The organism is Bifidobacterium pseudolongum subsp. globosum (assembly GCF_004155535.1).
GTDB classification, from domain to species: domain Bacteria; phylum Actinomycetota; class Actinomycetes; order Actinomycetales; family Bifidobacteriaceae; genus Bifidobacterium; species Bifidobacterium pseudolongum_C.
Window position 1 is genome coordinate 129,023 of record NZ_RYUH01000014.1, and the last position, 20,092, is coordinate 149,114.

The window sequence follows — 20,092 nt, forward strand, 5'->3', positions numbered from 1 at the left end:
TTCGCCAGACACATCGCACCTGTCATATAATCACTGCCCTTGAGCCTTGTATTTCGCCTCGGTGGCGGCCTTCGCTGGTTCCCACCACTGCGGGTTGTCCACATACCACTGCACAGTCTGGCGCAGACCGGATTCAAAGTTGGTGTGCGTCGGGCGCCAACCGAGCTCGGTCTGCAACTTCGTCGAGTCAATCGCATAACGGCGGTCATGGCCCGGGCGATCCTTGACCCAATCGAATGCATCTTCGGGCTGGCCCATCACACGCAGGATGTCTTTCAGCACGGTCAAATTGTTACGCTCACCGTTCGCACCAATCAGATAGGTCTCGCCCAAGCGGCCCTGCGTCAGGATTGTCCACACCGCGCTCGAATGGTCTTCAGTATGAATCCAGTCGCGCACATTGAGGCCATCACCGTAGAGCTTGGGGCGAATACCCTCGATGATGTTCGTGATTTGACGCGGGATGAATTTCTCCACATGCTGGTAGGGCCCATAGTTGTTCGAGCAGTTCGAAATCGTCATGCGCAGGCCATACGTGCGGAACCATGCGCGCACAAGCAGGTCGGAGCTCGCCTTCGTGGACGAATACGGGCTTGACGGGCGGTACGGCGTCTCTTCGGTGAACTTCGCGGGGTCGTCGAGCGCGAGGTCGCCATAGACCTCGTCGGTGCTCACGTGATGGAAACGCACGTCGTATTTACGCGCCGCCTCAATCAGGCGGAACGTACCTTCCACATTCGTCTTAAGGAAAGGCTCAGGGTCGGCGATTGAGTTGTCGTTGTGCGATTCGGCCGCGTAGTGCACAATGGCGTCATGGCCGGGCACAAGCTCGTCGAGCAGCTGCGCGTCGCAGATATTGCCGTGGACGAACTCCACCTGGTCGCCGAGCAGCGGCTTGATGTTCTCGAGGTTGCCGGCGTAGGTGAGCGCGTCGAGCACCGTCACATGCACATCAGGGTGGTTGTTGACCACGTAATGCACGAAATCCGACCCGATGAAGCCGCAGCCGCCGGTCACGATGATGTTCTTGGGGGTGAACGATTCGGTCATGGCACTCAGCTTAGCAACCCGCTCCATCACACCGTAGCATCAGTACGCACCGCTCGGGTGCAGCACCGTGCCGATGGTGCGCATGATGTACACGATGTCTCCCATCACGCTCCAATCCTGCACGTAGCTCACGTCGAGCTGACGGCTTTCCTCTTCGTCAAGGTCGTTGCGCCCGGATACCTGCCACGGACCGGTGATGCCGGGTTTGACGAGCAGGCGCGTAGCGTAGACCGGATCGTATTCCTGTACCTCGAAGTCACGCTGCGGGCGGGGTCCGACCACACTCATGCTGCCCATGAACACGTCGAAGAACTGCGGCAGCTCGTCAAGGCTTGTCTTGCGGATGAAGTTGCCGACCTTCGTGATGCGAGGATCATGCTTGAGTTTGTACCGTGCACCCATCTCCTGTCCATTCGCAGCAAGCACTTCTTTCAAGTGTTGGTCCGCATCCACGCGCATTGAGCGGAACTTGTGGATATAGAACGGCTTGCCACGCAGACCAATGCGTTCCTGTTTGTAGAGCACCGGACCACCGTCTTCAATCTTGATGGCGATTGCCACGATGAGCATGATCCACGACGAGAGCACGATGGCGAGCGATGAGACAACAATGTCGAAGATACGCTTCTTGACCTTGGCCACCTGCGAATACTGCGGCAGACTGATCGTCATGATGCTCATGCCTTGGATGTTGCGCAGCTGCGTGGCATGCTCGGCAATGTCAAGCGCCGAGGTGATCAACGCAATCTCCAGATTGAGCGATTCCATCTGCACGGCGAATGTGCTCAGATTGTCGGAGAAACGGTCGAGCACATCCGTCACCATCACGGTCTGCGCGCCGGTCTGTGCGATGCGGCCGGCCAGATGGTCGCCGTATTCGATCATCTCGATCGGCTCGCCCCAGGATTCGCGCACCATCCTGTCAAGCACATCGACGTTTGGATCCGCTTCGATGAGCCCTGTTTCACGGTTCACACGGATCGGACACACACGTACCGGTTTGTAATTGAGCTGCTTGCGCTGCCCAAGGAATTTGAGAATCTGTCCAATGCCTTCGGGCGAGCCCACAATGACCGTGGGATAGGCATAATCGCCTTTGCGGTGGCGGTAGGTGAGGAAGCGGCGCGCTACAAAGCGCACGATCATCTCGGCCACCCACACGCACAACGACGTCATGCACACCGAGAAAAACGAGACATTCGTCTGAATGATGAAGTTGAGTGCGCACACGCACACCCAGCAGAACACCGAGGCCTTGAACAGCAGAATGTTGAGCTGATAGCCATCAGCGAACACATGCCTGTGGTAGACACCGGAGGAATGGGCACAGAACACCCAGATGATCGCACAGACCGCCACATATAGGTACACACTGATCGGGAGGTTGAGCTGCAGGCGTGTGGTGAACAGGTCCATCTCTTTGCTCAGGAACATCACCAGAAGACCAACGCAGAAATACACCACCGCGTCGAATGCCATCAAAGCGAGGTTCAATACAAGGCGCCAATGCAGCACTTTGGCGGATTGATGTTCCACCTTCTGCACGAGCTGTGCATCACTCTTTTCCTGTGTCATGGTTCTCCTTCTCGCCTGCCCACACAGCACTCAGGCCTGTTCCCTCACCGCACGTGGCGGTACCCGCTTTGCGCATAACAAGCCAATACTACCTTGCCCCCTGCCGCAAACTGCACATCATGGCACATGCTTGCATGTTCGTCATGGTTTCTCAGTAGGTGAAGCACGATGTGCTCCGTTTACAATATGAATTGGGCGAAGTATAGGTTCATGACCATCGTATGTACGACGAGGCACTTTCCAAAGGAGATTCGTGATGGAACAGGCACAAGGCAACACCGGTTCGTTCAATGCCGTGGAATACGGCCCAGGGCAAGCCGCTCGGGATGCCGAGCATGATGCGCTCAAGACCGATGAGCTCACGGAGCCATGTGCACTCAACACAGACCCACTGACCGCCGCGGTCACGCCCGACAATGCCGTGATGCCCGATCCGGCTGCACCTGTTTCGTCCGATGACACCGTCACCGGCGAGTTCGCCGTGACCGAGACGGAAAGCGATGGCGGGGCGATTGCCGACGAGGAATTGCGCCAATTCGAAAAGCGCATCGACGACATTCTCTCAACCGGCGAACTTGACGAAACACTGCGCGTGATCGACGCCGAAGGCGTGGCACAGGTGCTCCCCGTGCTCGATTCCGAACCGATTTCGCATCTGCTTGAAGGCATTGAGGAAATCGGCGGCCGCGCCAACGTGTTCGTCCGCACGGCGGATGGCATCGCCGTGCTCAACGTGGTGGAATACAGCCCGGAAGACCAAAGCGCACGGCAGGCGGATGATACGCCGACCGGAGAAACGCCTGCGGTCAACGCCGAGGAAGCGGCAGAACAGCCAACAGAATGAGTCTTCCGAAGCCACCACAGCCAGGGCGCCCCTACACGCGTGACGTGCACCACAGCCCCGAACCGGCCGGGCACGAGGGCCGCATAGCCGGCCTATCCACCGTGCTCACCGGTGAGATGTCATACCGCAACGACCATCTGACACGTCCGGCGTTCATCTCGCTCGCCATCCTCACGTTCATCACCTTCGTCGGCAACTTCACGCAGCTGCAGCTCAGCGCCGCCCTGCCGACGCTCGTCGACGACTTCGGCATTTCCGTGACGCTCGGCCAATGGATGACGTCGATCTTCCAGCTGACGATGGGCGTGATGGTGCCGCTCACCGCATACCTGACGCGACGGTTCTCAACGCGTCAGATCGTCATCGCCTCGATGGTCGTGTTCACGGTTGGCTCGGTGCTCGCATGGCTCAGCCCCACGTTCCCGCTCGCGCTGTTCGGCCGCTTCCTTGAGGCAGTCGGTACGGGCGTCATGTGGCCGGTTCTGCAGATCACCGTATTCTCGATTTTCCCGCTCGATAGGCGTGGCATGGCGATGGGCATCGTCGGCATGGCGATGGCGGTCGCACCGGCGATCGGCCCCACGCTCGGCGGCCTGCAGACGGATATGAACGGATGGAGGTCCATCTTCCTGACGCTCACCGTCATCGGCTGCATCTCGATCCTGCTCGCTGTGTTCGGATTGCATAACTTCGGTGAGTCAGACAAAGCTGCGCACGCGGACTTCTTCTCAGTCGGGCTGTCCATCATCGGCTTCGGTGGGCTGATGTTCGGCTTCACGAACATCCAGGCATACCCGCTGGCGGCGCCCGTTGTATGGCTTCCGATGATCATCGGCCTCGCCGGCATCGTATGGTTCGTACTGCGTCAGTTCCGCAATGAGCGGCGCTTCAAGACCGGCAAGACGGACCGCCCCGCATTGCTCGACCTCTCCGTGTTGCGTAATGCGCATTTTTCCGTCGGCACCATCATTGCATCGTTGAGCTTTTTCGCGTTCAGCTCGCTCGTCGTGCTCATCCCGCTCTACATCCAGAACTGCCGCGGCTACACAGCCACCATAAGCGGTCTTGTCATGCTCCCCGGCGCAATCGCCCAGGCCATCGCCCAGTTCTTTGGCGGCCGCGCGCTCGACAGGTTCGGGGCACGCCCTGTCGCCATGGTCGGCACCATCCTGCTGTGCCTTGGTACGACGATGATGAGCATGATCGGCATGGGCACCTGGATCTGGTACATCTCGATCTGCCAGTTCATCCGGCAGATCGGCATGGGCTTCGTCATGATGCCGGTCACCACGTGGTCGCTCAACTGCCTTAAGCCTGCCGAAGTATCGGCCGGTTCAGCCGTCACCAACACGGTAAGGCAGATCGCCGGTGCGATCGGGTCCCCTGTCATGATCCTCATCATGTATTCGATCGCCGCAGCCCAGATGGGCGCCGGACGCCCGGATATAGAAGCGAGTGTCATCGGCATTGAATGGGCGCTGCGTATCAGCGCGATCATCAACTTCATCATGATCCTGATGGTCGTCTTCGGTGTCAAGGGCGAAGACGCCGGCTCGGCACGCAGTGCCGTACGCCGTGCGCTGCACCGCGAAAAGGCCGAGGCCGCATCCGCGTAGTAATAATTACGCCTTGCCCATCAGCGTGAGCACGATGAGCACGGCGTTGAGCGCGATGATCAGCGCCACGACCGCCATACAGACGATGTGCTTGATCCGCCCGTCCACATATTTGCCCATAAGCGAGCGGTCGTGCGTATAGCGCATCAGCGGAATGATCGCGAACGGAATGCCGATCGACAGCACCACCTGCCCAACAATCAGCGCCTCGGTCGGGTTGTTGGCGAGCGCAAGCACCACGAGCGCCGGCACAAGCGTGGCCACGCGGCATGCCCACATCGGCACGTTCACACGCAGGAGCCCTTTCATGATCTCCGAGCCGGCGTACGTGCCGACCGACGTGGATGAGAGTGACGACGCGAGCAGGCCGATTGAGAAAATCGTGCCGACGACCGGTCCGAGCACCTGTGTGATGGCATGCTGCGCGCCTTCGATCGTATCGGTGCCGGTCATGCCGTAGAGCGAATTCGCGGCGAGCACGAGCAGCGCGATGTTCACGGTGCCGGCAATGGCGAGCGCCCACACTACGTCGATGCGGCTGCCGTGCATCATCTGGCGTATGCTCGGCCGGTCGGAGCCTTTGCCGAAGTGGTCGTTCACAAGCGTGGAGTGCAAGTAGATCGCGTGCGGCATCACCGTCGCGCCGAGCATCGATGTGGCCATCAATACCGACGACCCGTCGGTGAACCGCGGAATCAGCCCTTCCGCCACCGCAAGCGGATTGGGCGGGTCGATGAACAGGCCCGCGATGAACCCAAACGTGATCACCAGCAGCAACCCGATCACGAGCCGTTCGAAGATCTTGTGCGTCTCGCCACCTTGGAACAGCAGCAGCACGGTCGAAACGGCGCCGATGATGCAGCCGCCCACGAGCAGTGGTACACCAAACAGCAGATTCAGTGCGATGGCACCGCCGATGACTTCGGCGAGGTCGGTGGCGATGGCGATGACCTCGGCCTGCATGAAGAACAGGAAGCGCCCGGCGGTGCCCATGCGCTCCCCCAGGATCTGCGGCAGGCTTTTGCCGGTGACTATGCCGAGTTTGGCCGCCTGGTATTGGATCAGCACGCTCATGCAGTTGGCCACCACGAGTACCCACACCAGCAGATAGCCGTATTTGGCGCCCGAGGTAAGGTTCGCCGCCACGTTGCCCGGATCGACATAGGCCACCGCCGCCACAAACGCCGGCCCCAGCATGCTGGCGAGCGCATGCGTGGGTTTCTCCGGTTTGCCGTCCGCTATACGCTCAATCGCAATGTCCTGGTCCGCCTCGGCCTGCAATGCGAGCGAGTCAATGTCCGCTGGCGACGTGCTCTGTTGTTTGCCTTCGCTCATCATGCATCACGACTCCTCGACTACCGCAGCTTATTTTCGGATTCCATTGTGTCGAATCATCGTGGTTTCGCGCGCCGCTCAATCGTTCGGAATCGCCTGCCCCGGGCATGAGTGCAGCACACTGAGCATTGCGCGCTTCTCTTGCGTCGTCACGCTCAGTCCGTACTTGTCTTTCACGCCGATCTGGCGCGCCACATAATCGCACCGGTAGTCGCCGTTCGTCGGCAGCCAGTATGCGGCTGAGGCGGCGCCTTTCTCCTGGTTCGCCGGGCCGTCCACCGCGAGCAGGTTGTAGAGGTCGTTGCCGAACCGGAACCGCTTCTGCTGGCTCCAGTCGCGCGCGCCGGACTGCCACGCGTTCTGCAGTGCCACCACATGGTCGATCTGCACGGCCGAGCTGGTGGTCTGCCCACGCTGAAAATGGATCGTCTTGCCGGTGTACGGGTCCGCGAGCACACCCGATTTGACTTTGCACCCGCCGAGCTTCGTGTATTTCACCCCGGTCAGGTCGCGTGCGAGCACGTCTTCGCGCACATCGCAGCCATTGCCGTCGTCGTCTGTTTCGCGGTAGCCGAACAGTTCGCGGTCGTAGCCTGCTGTGGAGACGTCGTCATTCACCGGCAGTTTCTGCAGTGTCTCCGCCGCCGTACCCGTGGCATGGTACTGCCCGGTCAGTTCCGCGAATTTCGGGCTGATGCGCGGCAGAATCACCCCGATCGTCACGCCGATCACTATGGCGATCACGAGCAGGATCAACACGCGCTCAGCCACACTGGAACTGTTGAAGTAGTTGCGGCCGAAATGCTTGGAACGTCTACGAGTCATGCGCTCTACTGTCGCGCGAATCGTGCGGAAAATCAAGCTGACCGGTGCGCGCACGTAAATCACCGTATATGCAGGCGGTCGGTGGAGTTTGGCAAGATAACAGTGATTAAACACTACTGGGGAGAGCAACTTATGACTGCGCACGGCGTTGCCACAACACAAGCACGACATAAACCGATTCGGAGGCAACGCAATTCGAGTATCGAATTACTGCGCATCATTGCCATGCTGATGATTCTGTCGCATCATTTCGTCTTTCACAACAGGGGCGCCCTTGCAAGTTTCCCCATGACTCCCGGCAGGGAGATTCTTTCGTTCATCTTCCTCGGCGCTGGCAAGATTGGCGTTGTTATCTTCTTCTCCATCTCCACGTGGTTCCTCATCAGTTCGGAACAGTCGATCAAGCATAATTTCAAGCGCATATGGATCATGGAACGTGAACTCCTGTTCTGGGGCCTTACACTGCTCGTGGCGTTCACCATCGCCAAGAAATCCTTGCTGTCTCCCACAATGATGCTCAGCAGCGTATTTCCCGTGATCACCAACTTGTGGTGGTACGCTTCGGCCTACGCCTCGTTCCTCGCCATATTGCCCTTCTTGCAGTATGCGTTACTGGCAATGGGCCCCAAGCTCCACACAAAATTGGCCCTGATACTGCTGCTTGTTTTCGGACCGTTGAGCCTGGTGCCCTACCCCACCATATTCGGCACCTACCTCACCAACGTGGCAGGATTCATGTATCTGTTCATCCTGTTGTCGTGCTACAAACTGTATCTCAAGCAATGCAATGTCAAACAGCTCTGGATGCTCCTTGCGGGCGGCCTGCTCATAGGCATATCGATCACTGCACTGAAAGATGCGGGCATTGCGCTTATGTTCGCTGATAACGCGCCCACAAAGCTGGTGACATACACCCCATTCTATGACTTCACTACGCTGCCCTCGCTTATGGTCGGCATTCCGATCTTCTTGCTGTTTGACCGGCTGCACTTCTACAACAAAACCATCAACTTCATTGCTAAATCGGCATTCGCCGTCTATCTGATTTCCGAGTATCCTCCCATGCGCAACCTGCTGTGGTTCACCTTGTTCAATCTCAAGGACATCTACGGCAAACCCTTCGCGTTGCTTCGCATCATCGTCATCATGCTTGGCGTATATGCCGCTTGCACACTTTGTGATTTCGCCCGCCGGGGACTCTTCGCACTCACCGTGGACCGGCATCCAGGACGTTGGTTCGAGGCCCTGTGGAATACAGTGGCCCGGTGGTCGTGGGTCCAGTCGCTACCAAAACTGATGACGGATTCTTCCACTCCTGAAGGGGCAACTCGCGCTGATCTGGAGTAGCGCAAGCCAGATTGCATATCCCCTCACCGCGCCCTGCCTATGCGCGCATAGGTCAGGCGCGCAACATGGGGGTCTCTACCCGTCTGCTGTGCGATCACACATGCAACGCGCATGGCAAGCCGATCCAGCGCCTCTTCGGAATTCAGGTCAGCCTGAGTCACCTCGAACACGGTCCACCCCAGCGCGGCCAGTGCGCCCAGCTTGTCACGGTCGCGCCGGTATTGCCTGTAATCGGAGCGGTGTTGATCACCCTGATATTCCAATCCCACACGGTATTGCGCAATGGCCAGATCCACCGTGTGCTCCGCGCGTGAGTCATATGCCGAGCCTGTCACCGCATAATTAATCGCAAATGCCGGCAGCCCGCGCAACTCCAACCGCACGCGCAATTCAGTCTCTTTGACCGAGGCGCTCCCCGTCCTCGCAATCGACAATGCGCGCAAACACCGGCGCTTGCCCTGGAAACGATGGGCACCGGCAAACGCGCGCAAATCGGCGAGCGTGGCCAGTCCGTACCGCTCCATGGATTCGGCAATCTGGATGAGCTGCAACATCGTCGCGTCCATCGCCACCGATGCCCACGCAGCCGCCGGCCTCAAGCACTGCACGCCGTTCGCGAACTGCTGTATGGAATCGGGCGCCAAACCCTTCCACACGTGCATGCGAACGCCCGACAATTCATGACGTTCACCAGCTGTGCGCACAACCACGTGCAATACATCTCTGGGGTGTTTGTTGGAGCGTGGTGGCGCATTGTCCCACGCATTGCCCGGGCCCGAAAGATCTTCCGGCGTCTCCACACCGAGCAGGCGCAGAGCTGTCGACCCGCAGTACACGTACGGAATGTGGGCGCGTGCACAACGGCACATCATCTGCGAGGCGGTCTGCCGCAGATGCGACTGCAACAGCGGATGCGAGTTTCGTCGGCTCTCGTGTATATCCACCGGAATTGCGTCCCATTCCTCATAGAATTCATCCATTGCGCTCGCTCCTTACTGCGGTTTGAATCCACTCACCGTATCGTCACCACTCCGAATGCGCAATTCACCTCGGCACTATTGTGGAAATGTGGATTCCCGCGCTGCCCCAACAGTATTTCTCTCCCCCGGTTATTGCCCTACCTATCCCTGCTCCACTCCCCCCTCATCCGCACAAATCGATTTTTCACCCATATTGTCAATTTGTGCGGCGTGGGACCGGTAGCACAGATCATCTACCCTCCTCCGGCTCCTCACAACTGCACATTTCCACTCAAACCAGCCCTAGAATCCACTACTTCCATCCAAATTCAGACATTTTCACACACACCGCACAAGTGCCCTTTTCACGCCGCCGCACAAATCGAATTTCAACCCCAAAAATCGATTTGTGCGGCGGACTCAATGCCAGACTACGAAATACGCCCCCCCCCCCGGGTCAAAACAACATCAGTTGTTAAAACATGTTCCACATGTCTGCGGGTATATGCTGCATGATGTCATTACGTGTCAACGCAAAAGCCGACGCCGGTACCGGCTGCGCATCCGATTCCCCAAACGCCTGCGCGCATAAACGAACGAGCATATCGCCGTCAATCAGCTGTACACCCACTTGATTCGCATACGTCACGGCATCACGCGAGAATCCGCTGGTCGTGATCACCATCATGCCCTGCGCTCCCACAGTGGTGTTTGCGCCCTGCAATTTCTGGATAATCGGGCGCCCTACACGATGCTTGGGTTCATAGCATTTGCATTCCGCGATGAAACTCACACCTTGGGGATCATAGAGTTTAAGATCAAAACCGCCATCCCGCACTGGAGGGGTCACTTCCGCGCTCCAGCCGAGATTCCGGAACACATCAGCGCAGAACGGCTCGAAATCCGTGGGCTGACTTCTGAATTGAGCCACAATGTTAGCGATGCTGGTGGCGGAGCGTTGCGCATTTACCTGCTCCATTACGCTCTGGCGCTTGATTTTCTCTTCCTGGCAGTATCCAACGGCATGGCCCTGAGCGCGCAAGTCAAGCGCAATGCGATACATCACCAACGGGTTCTTATCGCTCAGCCCCCATGGCCCAATGTCAATCAAGGATTTCTGGTAGCAAATGGTCGTATTCTTCGTACGTTGGTCACGTGTGCCGTCTCGTTTGGCAGCGGACCAATACGGGAAACGCAGCACCAACGTGCCTATTGGGTCGTCTTCATGGTGATACCGCTTGATACGCACACTATGCGGTAGATTCACACCATATTGCTTATGGAACTTCGAACGAAACACCATTTGGCGGATGGCATCCACCACCCATATCGCCAAGGCCAACACGGCAATAATGCCGACCCCCGCGATGCAGTATTTCCATACACTGTCCAAATTCGAGAACCACTCCAGCACTGATGCACCTTCTCTCACATTGTTTCTTCACTTCACATAGATACTATTACCAGTCTCCCGAATAGTGTGCGCCCACGTACATTCCCCGTTCAGTATCAGAACATGAAACATGCGGCGCAGCACCGTTGTGGTATCTCTCGAAACAGTGCCACGCACCGCGCGGCATGTAAGTTCACATAGGCGCACAGAAGGAACCAGAGAGAACAGCTCATGGAGACTACCCGTAACGAACTCAACAAGAACCTCGCCCAGATGCTCAAGGGCGGTGTCATCATGGACGTCACGACGCCCGAGCAGGCGCGCATCGCGGAAGACGCGGGCGCTTGCGCCGTCATGGCGCTCGAGCGCATCCCCGCAGACATCCGTGCGGCCGGCGGCGTGAGCCGCATGAGCGACCCCGCCATGATCCGCGGCATCCAGGAGGCCGTCTCCATCCCGGTCATGGCGAAGGTGCGCATCGGCCACATCGCCGAAGCGCGCATCCTGCAGGCGATCGAGATCGATTACATCGACGAGTCCGAAGTGCTCTCCCCCGCCGATGACGTCTACCACATCGACAAAACCCAGTTCGACGTGCCGTTCGTCTGCGGCGCGAAGAACCTGGGCGAAGCACTGCGCCGCATTGAGGAAGGCGCGTCGATGATCCGCACGAAGGGCGAACCGGGCACCGGCGACGTGATTCAGGCCGTGCGCCACATGCGCACGATGAACCGCCAGATCCGCGAGCTCGTGTCCCTGCGCGACGACGAGGTGTACGAAGCAGCGAAGCAGCTCGCCGTGCCGTATGATCTCGCGAAGTATGTGCACGACAACGGCCGTCTGCCGGTCGTCAACTTCGCCGCCGGCGGTGTCGCCACGCCCGCCGACGCGGCGCTCATGATGGAACTCGGTGCCGAAGGCGTGTTCGTCGGCTCGGGCATCTTCAAGTCCGGCGATCCGGCCAAGCGCGCCGCCGCGATCGTGCAGGCGACCGCCAACTGGCAGGACGCCGATCTGCTCGCACGCCTGTCCGCGGACCTCGGCGAGGCGATGGTGGGCATCAATGAGGAAGAGATCGACATCATCATGGCCCAGCGCGGCGAGTGACCCATGGTTGTTGACGTTGCATATATCTCGAAAGAGCATTCCGACGACCTTGGCAATACCCCCGGCTCAGTCACCGGCATCCTCGCCGTGCAGGGCGCATTCGCCGAGCACGCCGCGATGCTCGACCAGCTCGGCGCCCCATGGCGCCTGTTGCGCGCGGCCGAGGATTTCGACGAGTCGATCGGCCGCGTGATCCTGCCCGGTGGGGAAAGCACCACACAGGGCAAACTGCTGCACTCCACCGGTTTGTTCGAACCGATCGCCGCGCACATCGCCGCCAGCAAACCGGTCTTCGGCACGTGCGCCGGCATGATTTTGCTCGCCCGCAGACTCGAGAACGACGCCAATGTGTATTTTGGTGCGCTCGACGCCACCGTGCGCCGCAATGCGTACGGGCGTCAGCTCGGGTCGTTCGCCGCGGAGGAGACGGTACGCACGTTCGACGCGCAGCGCGAACAGAGGGGAGAGATCGCCGATTTTCCGCTCGTGTTCATCCGCGGCCCATTCGTGGCCGAGGTCGGCCCCAGCGCGCGCGTGATGGCCTCGACCCGTGGCAACGCGGTGGCCCTGCAACAGGGCAATATCATCGCCACAGCATTCCATCCGGAAATCACCGACGACCCGCGCATCCACGAGTATTTCCTCAGCCTGTAGACAGCGTATAAAGGGTGGGGGTGTCTGCAGCTGCAGACACCCCCACCCTTTATGCTGCATGACTACATGTGCAGCACCTCATCGGCGATTTTCATCGTCGACTCCCGGTGCGAGACAAGCACGACGGCGGCATCGCGCTCCGACACAAGCTCGTTGATCGACTGCAGGATGTACGCCTCGTTGAGCGCGTCCAGACGGCTCGTCGGCTCATCGAACAGATACAGGTCCGCATGCCGCAGGAACATGCGCGCCAAACCGATGCGCTGCCGCTCGCCTTCCGAAAGCCGGCCGCCAAGCTCGCCCACGGGCGTCTCCATGCCCTGCGGCAGGCTCTCGATGAGCGGCAGGATCGACGCCTTGCGCAACGCCTCGCGCAGCTCGTCATCGCCCGCCTGTTCGTTGGCGATGCGCAGATTGCTCGCAATCGTGCCGTCGAACAGGTATGCCTCCTGGCTCATCATCGTCTGCAACCGGCGCCGCGTGTGCGCGTCCACACCTGGCAGTGCGTCGCCGGACAGCGCCACCACGCCCTGCTGCGGGTCCCAGTACCGCATGAGCAGCTTGAGCAGCGTCGACTTGCCGCGCCCAGACGGCCCCTGCAATCCGAGGATGCCAGAGACCGGCACGTCGAGCGTTACGTCGCGTAGCACAGGCGTGCGCGCGCCGTACGCGAACGTGACCTGCTCCATGCGCATGCCGTTGTACTCCGGTTCGAGCGTGCCGAGTTCCTCGACCGCCGGTTCCTCGTCCACCAGCGCGAACAGACGGCGCGCCGACGCGAATGTCTGCGTCAGACTCGCTGGCAGTGCGCTCAGCGCGAGCGTGGGTCCGAATGAACTGACGACGAGCACCATCGCCGTCACATTGCGCGCGACCATGCCCATATCGCCGCGGCTTGCGCACACAGCGAACAACGCCGCGCATACGGTGACCACCACGATGATCACATGGTCGAACCCGCCGAACACGCCATTGCGCGCGCTCAACTCCACGCGCTGACCCCACAACGCGCGCGAACGCCGGTCGATGCGCGCAAGCCGCTCTCGGCCCTGCCCGAAGCGGATGATCTGCCCGAGGCCGCGCATATCGTCGAGCACGGCATCGTCGAGCTGCGCGCTCTGTTTGCGGATGCGCGCGCCGACCCCGTGCAGCGCGCGGGCGAACCACGCCGGCACAGCCACGCCGATCAGCAGATGCGCCACCACAAGCAACACCGCGAACCACGGGCTCAGGAACAGCAGCGCGATGGCATACACGACTGTGGTAGCCAACGCGATCACGGTTGGCGAGATGGTGTGTGCGAAGAAGATCTCAAGCAGTTCCACGTCCGTCGTGACCATGGAGATGAGGTCGCCTTTGCCTTTGCCTGCCAGTTTTGCCGGGGCGAGGCGGCGCAGCGCCGCGAACATCCGCCCACGGAACAGCGCGAGCAAGCGGAACGCCAGATTGTGGTTCATGTACTGTTCGCAATACCGCATGGCGCCGCGGATCAGCGCACAGACCACCATGAGCGCCACAGACCAGCCCACGGACAGGCCCCAGACCGGCCGCCCGGCCGCCGCACACAACGCCATGACGCCGAACACCGGCAGGAACGTCGCGGCGAGATGCCCGAGTGCGCCGAAGCAGCACGCCAGCACCATGAGCGGACGCAGATCGCCCACCTGTCCCAGCAACCGGCGCACGAGCTGGAAGGTCGTCATCGGCGCGCGCTGCGTGTTCACGCTCTCCGGCTGTTTCACACCGTGTTCCACAGTATCCAGCGCAGGTGCAGGCGCATAGGCGATGCCGCGGTTGCGCGCACGCCGCCCCACCTGCTCCACCGACGCCTGCGCGCGGAACATCGCGGCGTATTGGCCTCCTTGCGCCATGAGTTCGGCGTGCGTGCCCGTTTCCACACACGCACCGTGGTCGAACACGGCAATGGCGTTAGTGTCCACGGCGTCCGCAAGTCGGTGCGTCACGAGGATGACGGTTTTGCGCTCGGCCAGCTCATGCACTGTGCGCATGATGAGCCGCTCGCTTTCGGCGTCCACACTGCTCGTGGCCTCGTCGAAGATCATGATCGGCGCGTCATGCAGCAACGCGCGCGCCACGGCGACACGCTGGCGCTGACCGCCGGAAAGATTCGCCGCATCCTGTTCGATGCGCATGTCGAGTCCTTGCGGATGGGCATCCACCATATCGAGCACATGGGCGCGCGCAAGCGCATCGCGCAGTTCGCCCTCCGACGCGCCGGGGCGAGCCATCAGCAGATTCTCGCGCAACGTGCCTGCGAAGAGATGGCTGCGCGCGCCGACGATGGAGACGGCACTGGTCAGCGCGCGCTCGCTCAGATCGCGCATTTCCACCTGCCCGATACGCAGCGCGCCATCGTACCCTTCGATCTCGCCGGCGATGAGCGCGGCGAAGGTGGATTTGCCTGAGCCCGACTCACCGACGACCGCGGTGAGCGAACGCGCGGGCATCGACAGCGTGACGTCGCGCAACGCCGGCGTGTTGGATTCGGCATACGTGAACCCCAGATCACGCGCTGTCACATCGAGCGCGCCCCGCGGCAGCCGGCGATCGCCATAGGCGCGGTCCGGCTCGTCAAGCAGTGCGAAGATGCGTTTAGTGGAGGTCATGCCGTTCATCGCCACATGGAAATACGATCCAAGCTGACGCAACGGCAGGAAGAAATCCACCGAGACGAGAATCACGAACAGCACACCCGCCACGCCGAGCGTCGGCCCGTTGAACACATGCAGGAACGGCGCTGAGGCAGCGAAGGCGGTGTGCCCTTGATGCACATACTGCCAGAGTGCTGTGCCGATGCCGGCCGCGGCGCCTCCGTACGCCACCACATCCATCGCGGTGAGCGAACGCAGTTGGATCTGCAGCACGCGCATCGTCATCACCCGGAAGTCCTCGGCGTTCTTGTGCATCTGTTCGGCGGCGCGTGCGTCGGCGTCGAAGGTCTTCAGCGTTTCGAGCCCCTGCAGATCGTCGAGGAACACCGACCCCATGTCGGTGTATTTGCCCCAGTATTTCTTGAAGGTCTTTGCTGTGGTCATGGCGATGGCGCCCACGATCACGATGATCAGCGGCGCGCAGACGAGCAACACCACGGCGGTGGGCATGTTGAGCGGGGCGATCGCCGCAAACAGGGTGAGCGGCGCGAGGATCGCGAAACCAAGCTGCGGCAGGAACAGTTCGAAGAAACTCTGGATCTGGTCCACGCCTTCGCCGGTGAGCTGCACCACGTCGGCGGTGCGTGCGCGCTGCGCATACGACGGGCCGAGGCGCAGCATCTTGCGGTAGAGCTCAGACCGCAGCCCGAGCTTCACGCGCTCGGCCGCTTCGGTGCCGAGTCTGGTGGCGAAATGATGCGCGAGGAACCGCACGACGGCGATGGCAAGCGTAGCGATGGCAATCAGCATGACATCGGACGGCCCGGCAATGCCAATCGACCGCAGCGCGCCGCGCACACTCGCCTGCGGGAAGAGCGATGCGACGAGCACCGTCACCGCACCTGCGAGCGCGATGTCCGCCACAAGTCCGATCCACAGGCAGATGATCTTGCCCACCACGAGCCCGCGTACGCCGGGCACGAGCGAGAACAGCCGTTTGTCTACCATTGCGCCTCATTCCATCCCTACAGTCCACATGCCGGACATCTCGGTGACCATGAATCCAGCGGCCAATCTAGCAGGAATCCAGCGCGAGCAACAGACCCCTATGGCAAACGCCACAGCATTAGACACAAAGGGGGCATTGTGTTGTATGGAACTACAAAGCGCGCTTCGAGTGTCTTGTCTCTTTGCACAACGCGGCGCACAGCGCACGCGGTTACGATGGCGTAGGCTACGCATCCGTATACATCGACAGGACACCCGCCCATGCTCACTGAATTCACCACGCCCGGCCCCGCACTCACCGTGGACGACGATGCCACCATCTATTCGCTGCTCACCACACGTCTGGAATCCAGCGCGGAGAACGCGCCACTTGCGCAGAACAAGGAGGCCGACGGTTCGTGGAGCACCATGACCGCCGTGGAGTTCAACGACCATGTGCGCGCGATCGCCAAAGGCCTCATCCAGTTCGGCATCGGCAAAGGCGAAGCCGTGAGCATCTTCTCGGCGACGCGCATCGAATGGGGCCTGCTTGACTTCGCGCTCGCGGCCATCGGCGCGGTGTCCGTGCCGATCTACGACACTGATTCCGCAGCGCAGGCCCAGCGCATCCTCAACGATTCCGCGGTCAAACTGGCGATCGCCGACAACCAGGAGCGCTTCGATCGGCTCGACTCCGTGCTTGACGCGTGCCCGGCGCTCGAGCGCATCCTCATGCTCGACGCGCACGCCGTCAACGCGCTCGAAGGACTCGGTGTCATGGTCTCGGACGAAGAGCTCGACGAGCGGATCGGCTCCGTGCACGCCGACGATCTGGCGACGATCGTTTACACCTCCGGTTCGACCGGCGCGCCGAAGGGCGCCGAGCTCACCCACCGCAATTTCACGAGCATCACGCGCGCGGCCCAGAACTGTGTGCCGGAGGTGATCACCGGCGAGGCGCGCCTACTGCTGTTCCTGCCACTCGCCCACTGCTTCGCGCGCATGATCCAGTACTTCACGATCGGCTCCGCAGAAGGCGTGGTGGGGTATCTACCCAATACGAAGACACTGCCGCGTGACATGCAGGTGTTCCAGCCGACGTTCCTGCTCGGTGTGCCCCGCGTGTTCGAGAAAGTGTACAACGCGGCCTCCCGCAAAGCCGGCACCGGATGGAAAGGCCGCATGTTCACCAAGGCGGCACAGGCGGCGATCGAATGGTCGACGATGCGGCAGGCGGGTGAACGCCCGAGCGCGAAACAGCGCGCCGAACACGCCATGTACGAGACAAGCGTGTACCGCACGATCCGCAGCGCGTTCGGCCCGAAGATCAAGTACCTCGCTTCAGGTGGCGCGCCGATCACGCTTGACCTGCTGCACTTCTTCAACGGCATTGGACTGACGATGATCCAGGGCTACGGCCTGACCGAAACGGCGGCGCCGTTCACGTTCACGCGCGTGACCGACAACACGATCGGCACCGTGGGGCAGCCCGTACCGGGGTCGTCGGTGCGCATCGCATCGAGTGGCGAGCTCGAAGTGCGCGGGCAGAACGTGTTTGTGGGCTACCACCACCTGCCCGAGAAAACCGCCGAGGTGTTCACCGAAGACGGCTGGCTGCGCACCGGCGACCTGGCATCGATAGACGATGAGGGGCACATCACGCTCACCGGTCGCGCCAAGGACATCATCATCACGGCAGGCGGCAAGAACGTGGCGCCGATCCCGATGGAGCAGGAGATCGCGAAATGCCCGATTGTAGAGCATGCGGTTGTCGTCGGCGACAACCGGCCGTTTGTGGCGGCCGTGGTGACGCTCGACCCCGAAGGGCTGGCACAGTGGCTGCCAACGCAGAAACTCGCCGCGGATCTCAGCCTCGAGGAGGCCGCCACGTTGCCTGAAGTGCACGCCGAGATCCAGCGGTATGTGGATCGCGCCAACGCCGACGTCTCGCGTGCGGAATCAGTGCGCAAATTCATCGTGCTGCCCGTGCAGTTCACACAAGACAACAAGTGCCTCACGCCTTCGATGAAGGTTGTGCGGCCCAAGGTGAATGAGGTGTTTGCGCCGGAGATCGACAAGGATATCTACGCGATGAAGCAGTAGAGAAAGTGCGTTGCTCAATCTATACATGAAAGTTTTTGTATATTCTGTTTATTTATATTTTCAACTCATTAATGACTATCTTTTCTTACTTTTCATCTTAGCAATATTCAATATCACCTTAAAAGAAGGATAAAAGTCAAGAAACGACAGTATACATACCCCAATGAACACTACGGCCGAGAAAGTCATATAGTTATTTACCCTATTGACCATGGCACATATTTGAAGAATTAATAACAATGTATTGGAGATCATCAGAGGCCAGTTGACATGAATTATAATCACAGTACTCGAGCGAAATACTCGCATAATATACATGACAAAATTACTAGCGACAAGCGCCCAAGCCGCGCCAGATAAACCTATAATTGGAATAAGAAACCATGTCATGACAACCACAACCATAGACGCCACTACCGTAGAGGTCAAAAGATAAGTCGTTTTCATGCTTGCCGTGAAGACAGTGCCATAAAAACCAGCAAAAGCATTAAATAAGAACGCGAGAATAAGTGGTGGCACAATTATCCATGCCTCGTAGAAGTTTTTTTGCAATAATAGGGAGGCCAACCAAGGAGCGCCAAGGACAAGACCTGACGCCACAACAAAACACAAAGATCGAAATACAACAAAGACATTACTATAGAATTTACTTGTATCGTCTTTTTTAAATTGCTGAAACGCAGACAAGCTCCACGCTTGCCAGAAAGTCGACGACACCAAATTCAAAATATTCGGGATTTTGCTCGCCGCAGCAAAAAAACCTGAGGAGCCAATACCCAACATGGCCGTAATAAAGAATCTATTAACACCGGTTCCAACCCACCAAAAAATAGAGTTTGGAATAAGTGGTATAGCATACAGCAACATTCTCTTTATATATTTTTCATCGTTTCTATATTTCGGAACACCAACATAGCGACCAAAATGACCAATCAATAGATACATACAGATTGAAGTCAAACCGCCCAGCACCAAGGACACAAAATACCCCTCGGTTTCCCACCCAAGTACCCCAATCAACACACTGGCCGAAGACGCCGACACCAACGACGATGCAATAGATGCCGCCGCCATTAGTTTGATACGATCTAAGCCACGAGCGACGTTACCTAAATATCCATTATAATTCAAAGTAATAAAATATATCATGTAATACCATTTATAGTCACCCAATCCTCCGAATAGGGGCAAATCCAAGATGGGCAGAATCACCAACATTACCACGCAACCAATTACTGTAACCCAAAATCCTACTGATATATACCGCTCTTTCTCTCTTGAATCATCAATAACATAACGTGTAACTGCATCTCCGACAGAAAGAGTCACAATCGGTGAAATTAGGCCCAAAACGGTGAGGGACATATCGGTGATTCCGAATTGTGCGGCTGTCAGAAAATATGTATAAAGAGGAACAAGTAAAAAAGTAATAAGTTTTGTCGAAATAGTGTTTAATGCAAATAAAGCAATATTTAACAAAAGTTCTTTATATTTTCCCACTCTCATTCCTTTACTCACTACGCCAATATACACATCTATGTGTATTGATAATACGATTATATAGATTTCAATACAGTATATTGATTATTGCTTTATGTAGTATACAGTTTGCAATATTTCCTTCCTTGCAAAACCATACGTTTAGATTCACTGCACCTAAACTAGATTGCGCCATGGTCCCCATA

At 58.8% G+C, this 20,092-nt stretch carries 14 protein-coding genes; 6 read left to right on the plus strand and 8 right to left on the minus strand.

Features of this window, described 5'->3' with window-relative positions; translation table 11 throughout:
* Positions 1–30: 30 nt before the first annotated feature.
* Together rfbB and PG2093B_RS07505 are read right to left on the minus strand one after the other, a co-directional pair.
* Positions 31–1,050, minus strand: coding sequence for a dTDP-glucose 4,6-dehydratase (gene rfbB / locus PG2093B_RS07500; RefSeq protein WP_129897958.1), 1,020 nt, complete (start codon positions 1,048–1,050; stop codon positions 31–33).
* 39 nt (positions 1,051–1,089) lie between these two features.
* Positions 1,090–2,625 (minus strand): sugar transferase, encoded by a 1,536-nt coding sequence (locus tag PG2093B_RS07505; protein WP_129897959.1) that lies wholly within the window; start codon positions 2,623–2,625, stop codon positions 1,090–1,092.
* Between the two features lie 481 nt (positions 2,626–3,106).
* On the opposite strand from PG2093B_RS07505, the gene PG2093B_RS07510 reads away from it, so the two are divergent.
* Positions 3,107–3,469: a hypothetical protein gene (locus PG2093B_RS07510; protein WP_431520222.1), complete on the plus strand. Its 363-nt coding sequence runs from the start codon at positions 3,107–3,109 to the stop codon at positions 3,467–3,469.
* A complete protein-coding gene (locus tag PG2093B_RS07515) occupies positions 3,466–5,085 on the plus strand; it encodes an MDR family MFS transporter (protein ID WP_129897960.1) in 1,620 nt (539 codons plus the stop codon). Before PG2093B_RS07510 ends, PG2093B_RS07515 begins: the two co-directional genes overlap by 4 nt.
* Before the next feature lie 6 nt (positions 5,086–5,091).
* Here PG2093B_RS07515 and PG2093B_RS07520 read toward each other — a convergent pair whose 3' ends face one another.
* Together PG2093B_RS07520 and PG2093B_RS07525 are read right to left on the minus strand one after the other, a co-directional pair.
* Positions 5,092–6,423, minus strand: a complete 1,332-nt coding sequence (locus tag PG2093B_RS07520) for an Nramp family divalent metal transporter (RefSeq protein ID WP_277985348.1) — start codon at positions 6,421–6,423, stop codon at positions 5,092–5,094.
* 75 nt (positions 6,424–6,498) lie between these two features.
* The gene (locus tag PG2093B_RS07525) at positions 6,499–7,245 is read right to left on the minus strand and encodes an HNH endonuclease family protein (protein WP_129897961.1); all 747 of its coding nucleotides are present in this window, start codon (positions 7,243–7,245) and stop codon (positions 6,499–6,501) included.
* 132 nt (positions 7,246–7,377) lie between these two features.
* Between PG2093B_RS07525 and PG2093B_RS07530 the strand changes: the two genes are divergently transcribed.
* Entirely contained in the window at positions 7,378–8,592 is a 1,215-nt protein-coding gene (locus tag PG2093B_RS07530) for an acyltransferase family protein (RefSeq protein WP_129897962.1), read from the plus strand.
* 23 nt (positions 8,593–8,615) lie between these two features.
* Here PG2093B_RS07530 and PG2093B_RS07535 read toward each other — a convergent pair whose 3' ends face one another.
* Both PG2093B_RS07535 and PG2093B_RS07540 read right to left on the minus strand, forming a co-directional pair.
* The gene (locus tag PG2093B_RS07535; RefSeq protein ID WP_129897963.1) at positions 8,616–9,572 is read right to left on the minus strand and encodes a hypothetical protein; all 957 of its coding nucleotides are present in this window, start codon (positions 9,570–9,572) and stop codon (positions 8,616–8,618) included.
* Positions 9,573–10,026: 454 nt separating this feature from the next.
* Positions 10,027–10,965, minus strand: coding sequence for a restriction endonuclease (locus PG2093B_RS07540; protein WP_129897964.1), 939 nt, complete (start codon positions 10,963–10,965; stop codon positions 10,027–10,029).
* A 210-nt stretch (positions 10,966–11,175) separates the two neighbouring features.
* Between PG2093B_RS07540 and pdxS the strand changes: the two genes are divergently transcribed.
* A complete protein-coding gene (gene pdxS / locus PG2093B_RS07545; RefSeq protein WP_129854751.1) occupies positions 11,176–12,051 on the plus strand; it encodes a pyridoxal 5'-phosphate synthase lyase subunit PdxS in 876 nt (291 codons plus the stop codon).
* 3 nt (positions 12,052–12,054) lie between these two features.
* On the plus strand, positions 12,055–12,705 hold the full coding sequence (gene pdxT / locus PG2093B_RS07550) for a pyridoxal 5'-phosphate synthase glutaminase subunit PdxT (RefSeq protein WP_129897965.1): 651 nt from the start codon (positions 12,055–12,057) through the stop codon (positions 12,703–12,705).
* 62 nt (positions 12,706–12,767) lie between these two features.
* Here the strand turns inward: pdxT and PG2093B_RS07555 are convergent, their stop codons facing one another.
* On the minus strand, positions 12,768–16,325 hold the full coding sequence (locus tag PG2093B_RS07555) for an ATP-binding cassette domain-containing protein (RefSeq protein ID WP_129897966.1): 3,558 nt from the start codon (positions 16,323–16,325) through the stop codon (positions 12,768–12,770).
* 261 nt (positions 16,326–16,586) lie between these two features.
* Here PG2093B_RS07555 and PG2093B_RS07560 point away from each other — a divergent pair, with 261 nt between their 5' ends.
* Complete coding sequence (locus tag PG2093B_RS07560) at positions 16,587–18,407, plus strand: AMP-dependent synthetase/ligase (RefSeq protein ID WP_129897967.1); 1,821 nt, start codon at positions 16,587–16,589, stop codon at positions 18,405–18,407.
* Between the two features lie 75 nt (positions 18,408–18,482).
* Here the strand turns inward: PG2093B_RS07560 and PG2093B_RS07565 are convergent, their stop codons facing one another.
* On the minus strand, positions 18,483–19,925 hold the full coding sequence (locus PG2093B_RS07565) for a lipopolysaccharide biosynthesis protein (RefSeq protein WP_242502864.1): 1,443 nt from the start codon (positions 19,923–19,925) through the stop codon (positions 18,483–18,485).
* Positions 19,926–20,092: the final 167 nt, after the last annotated feature.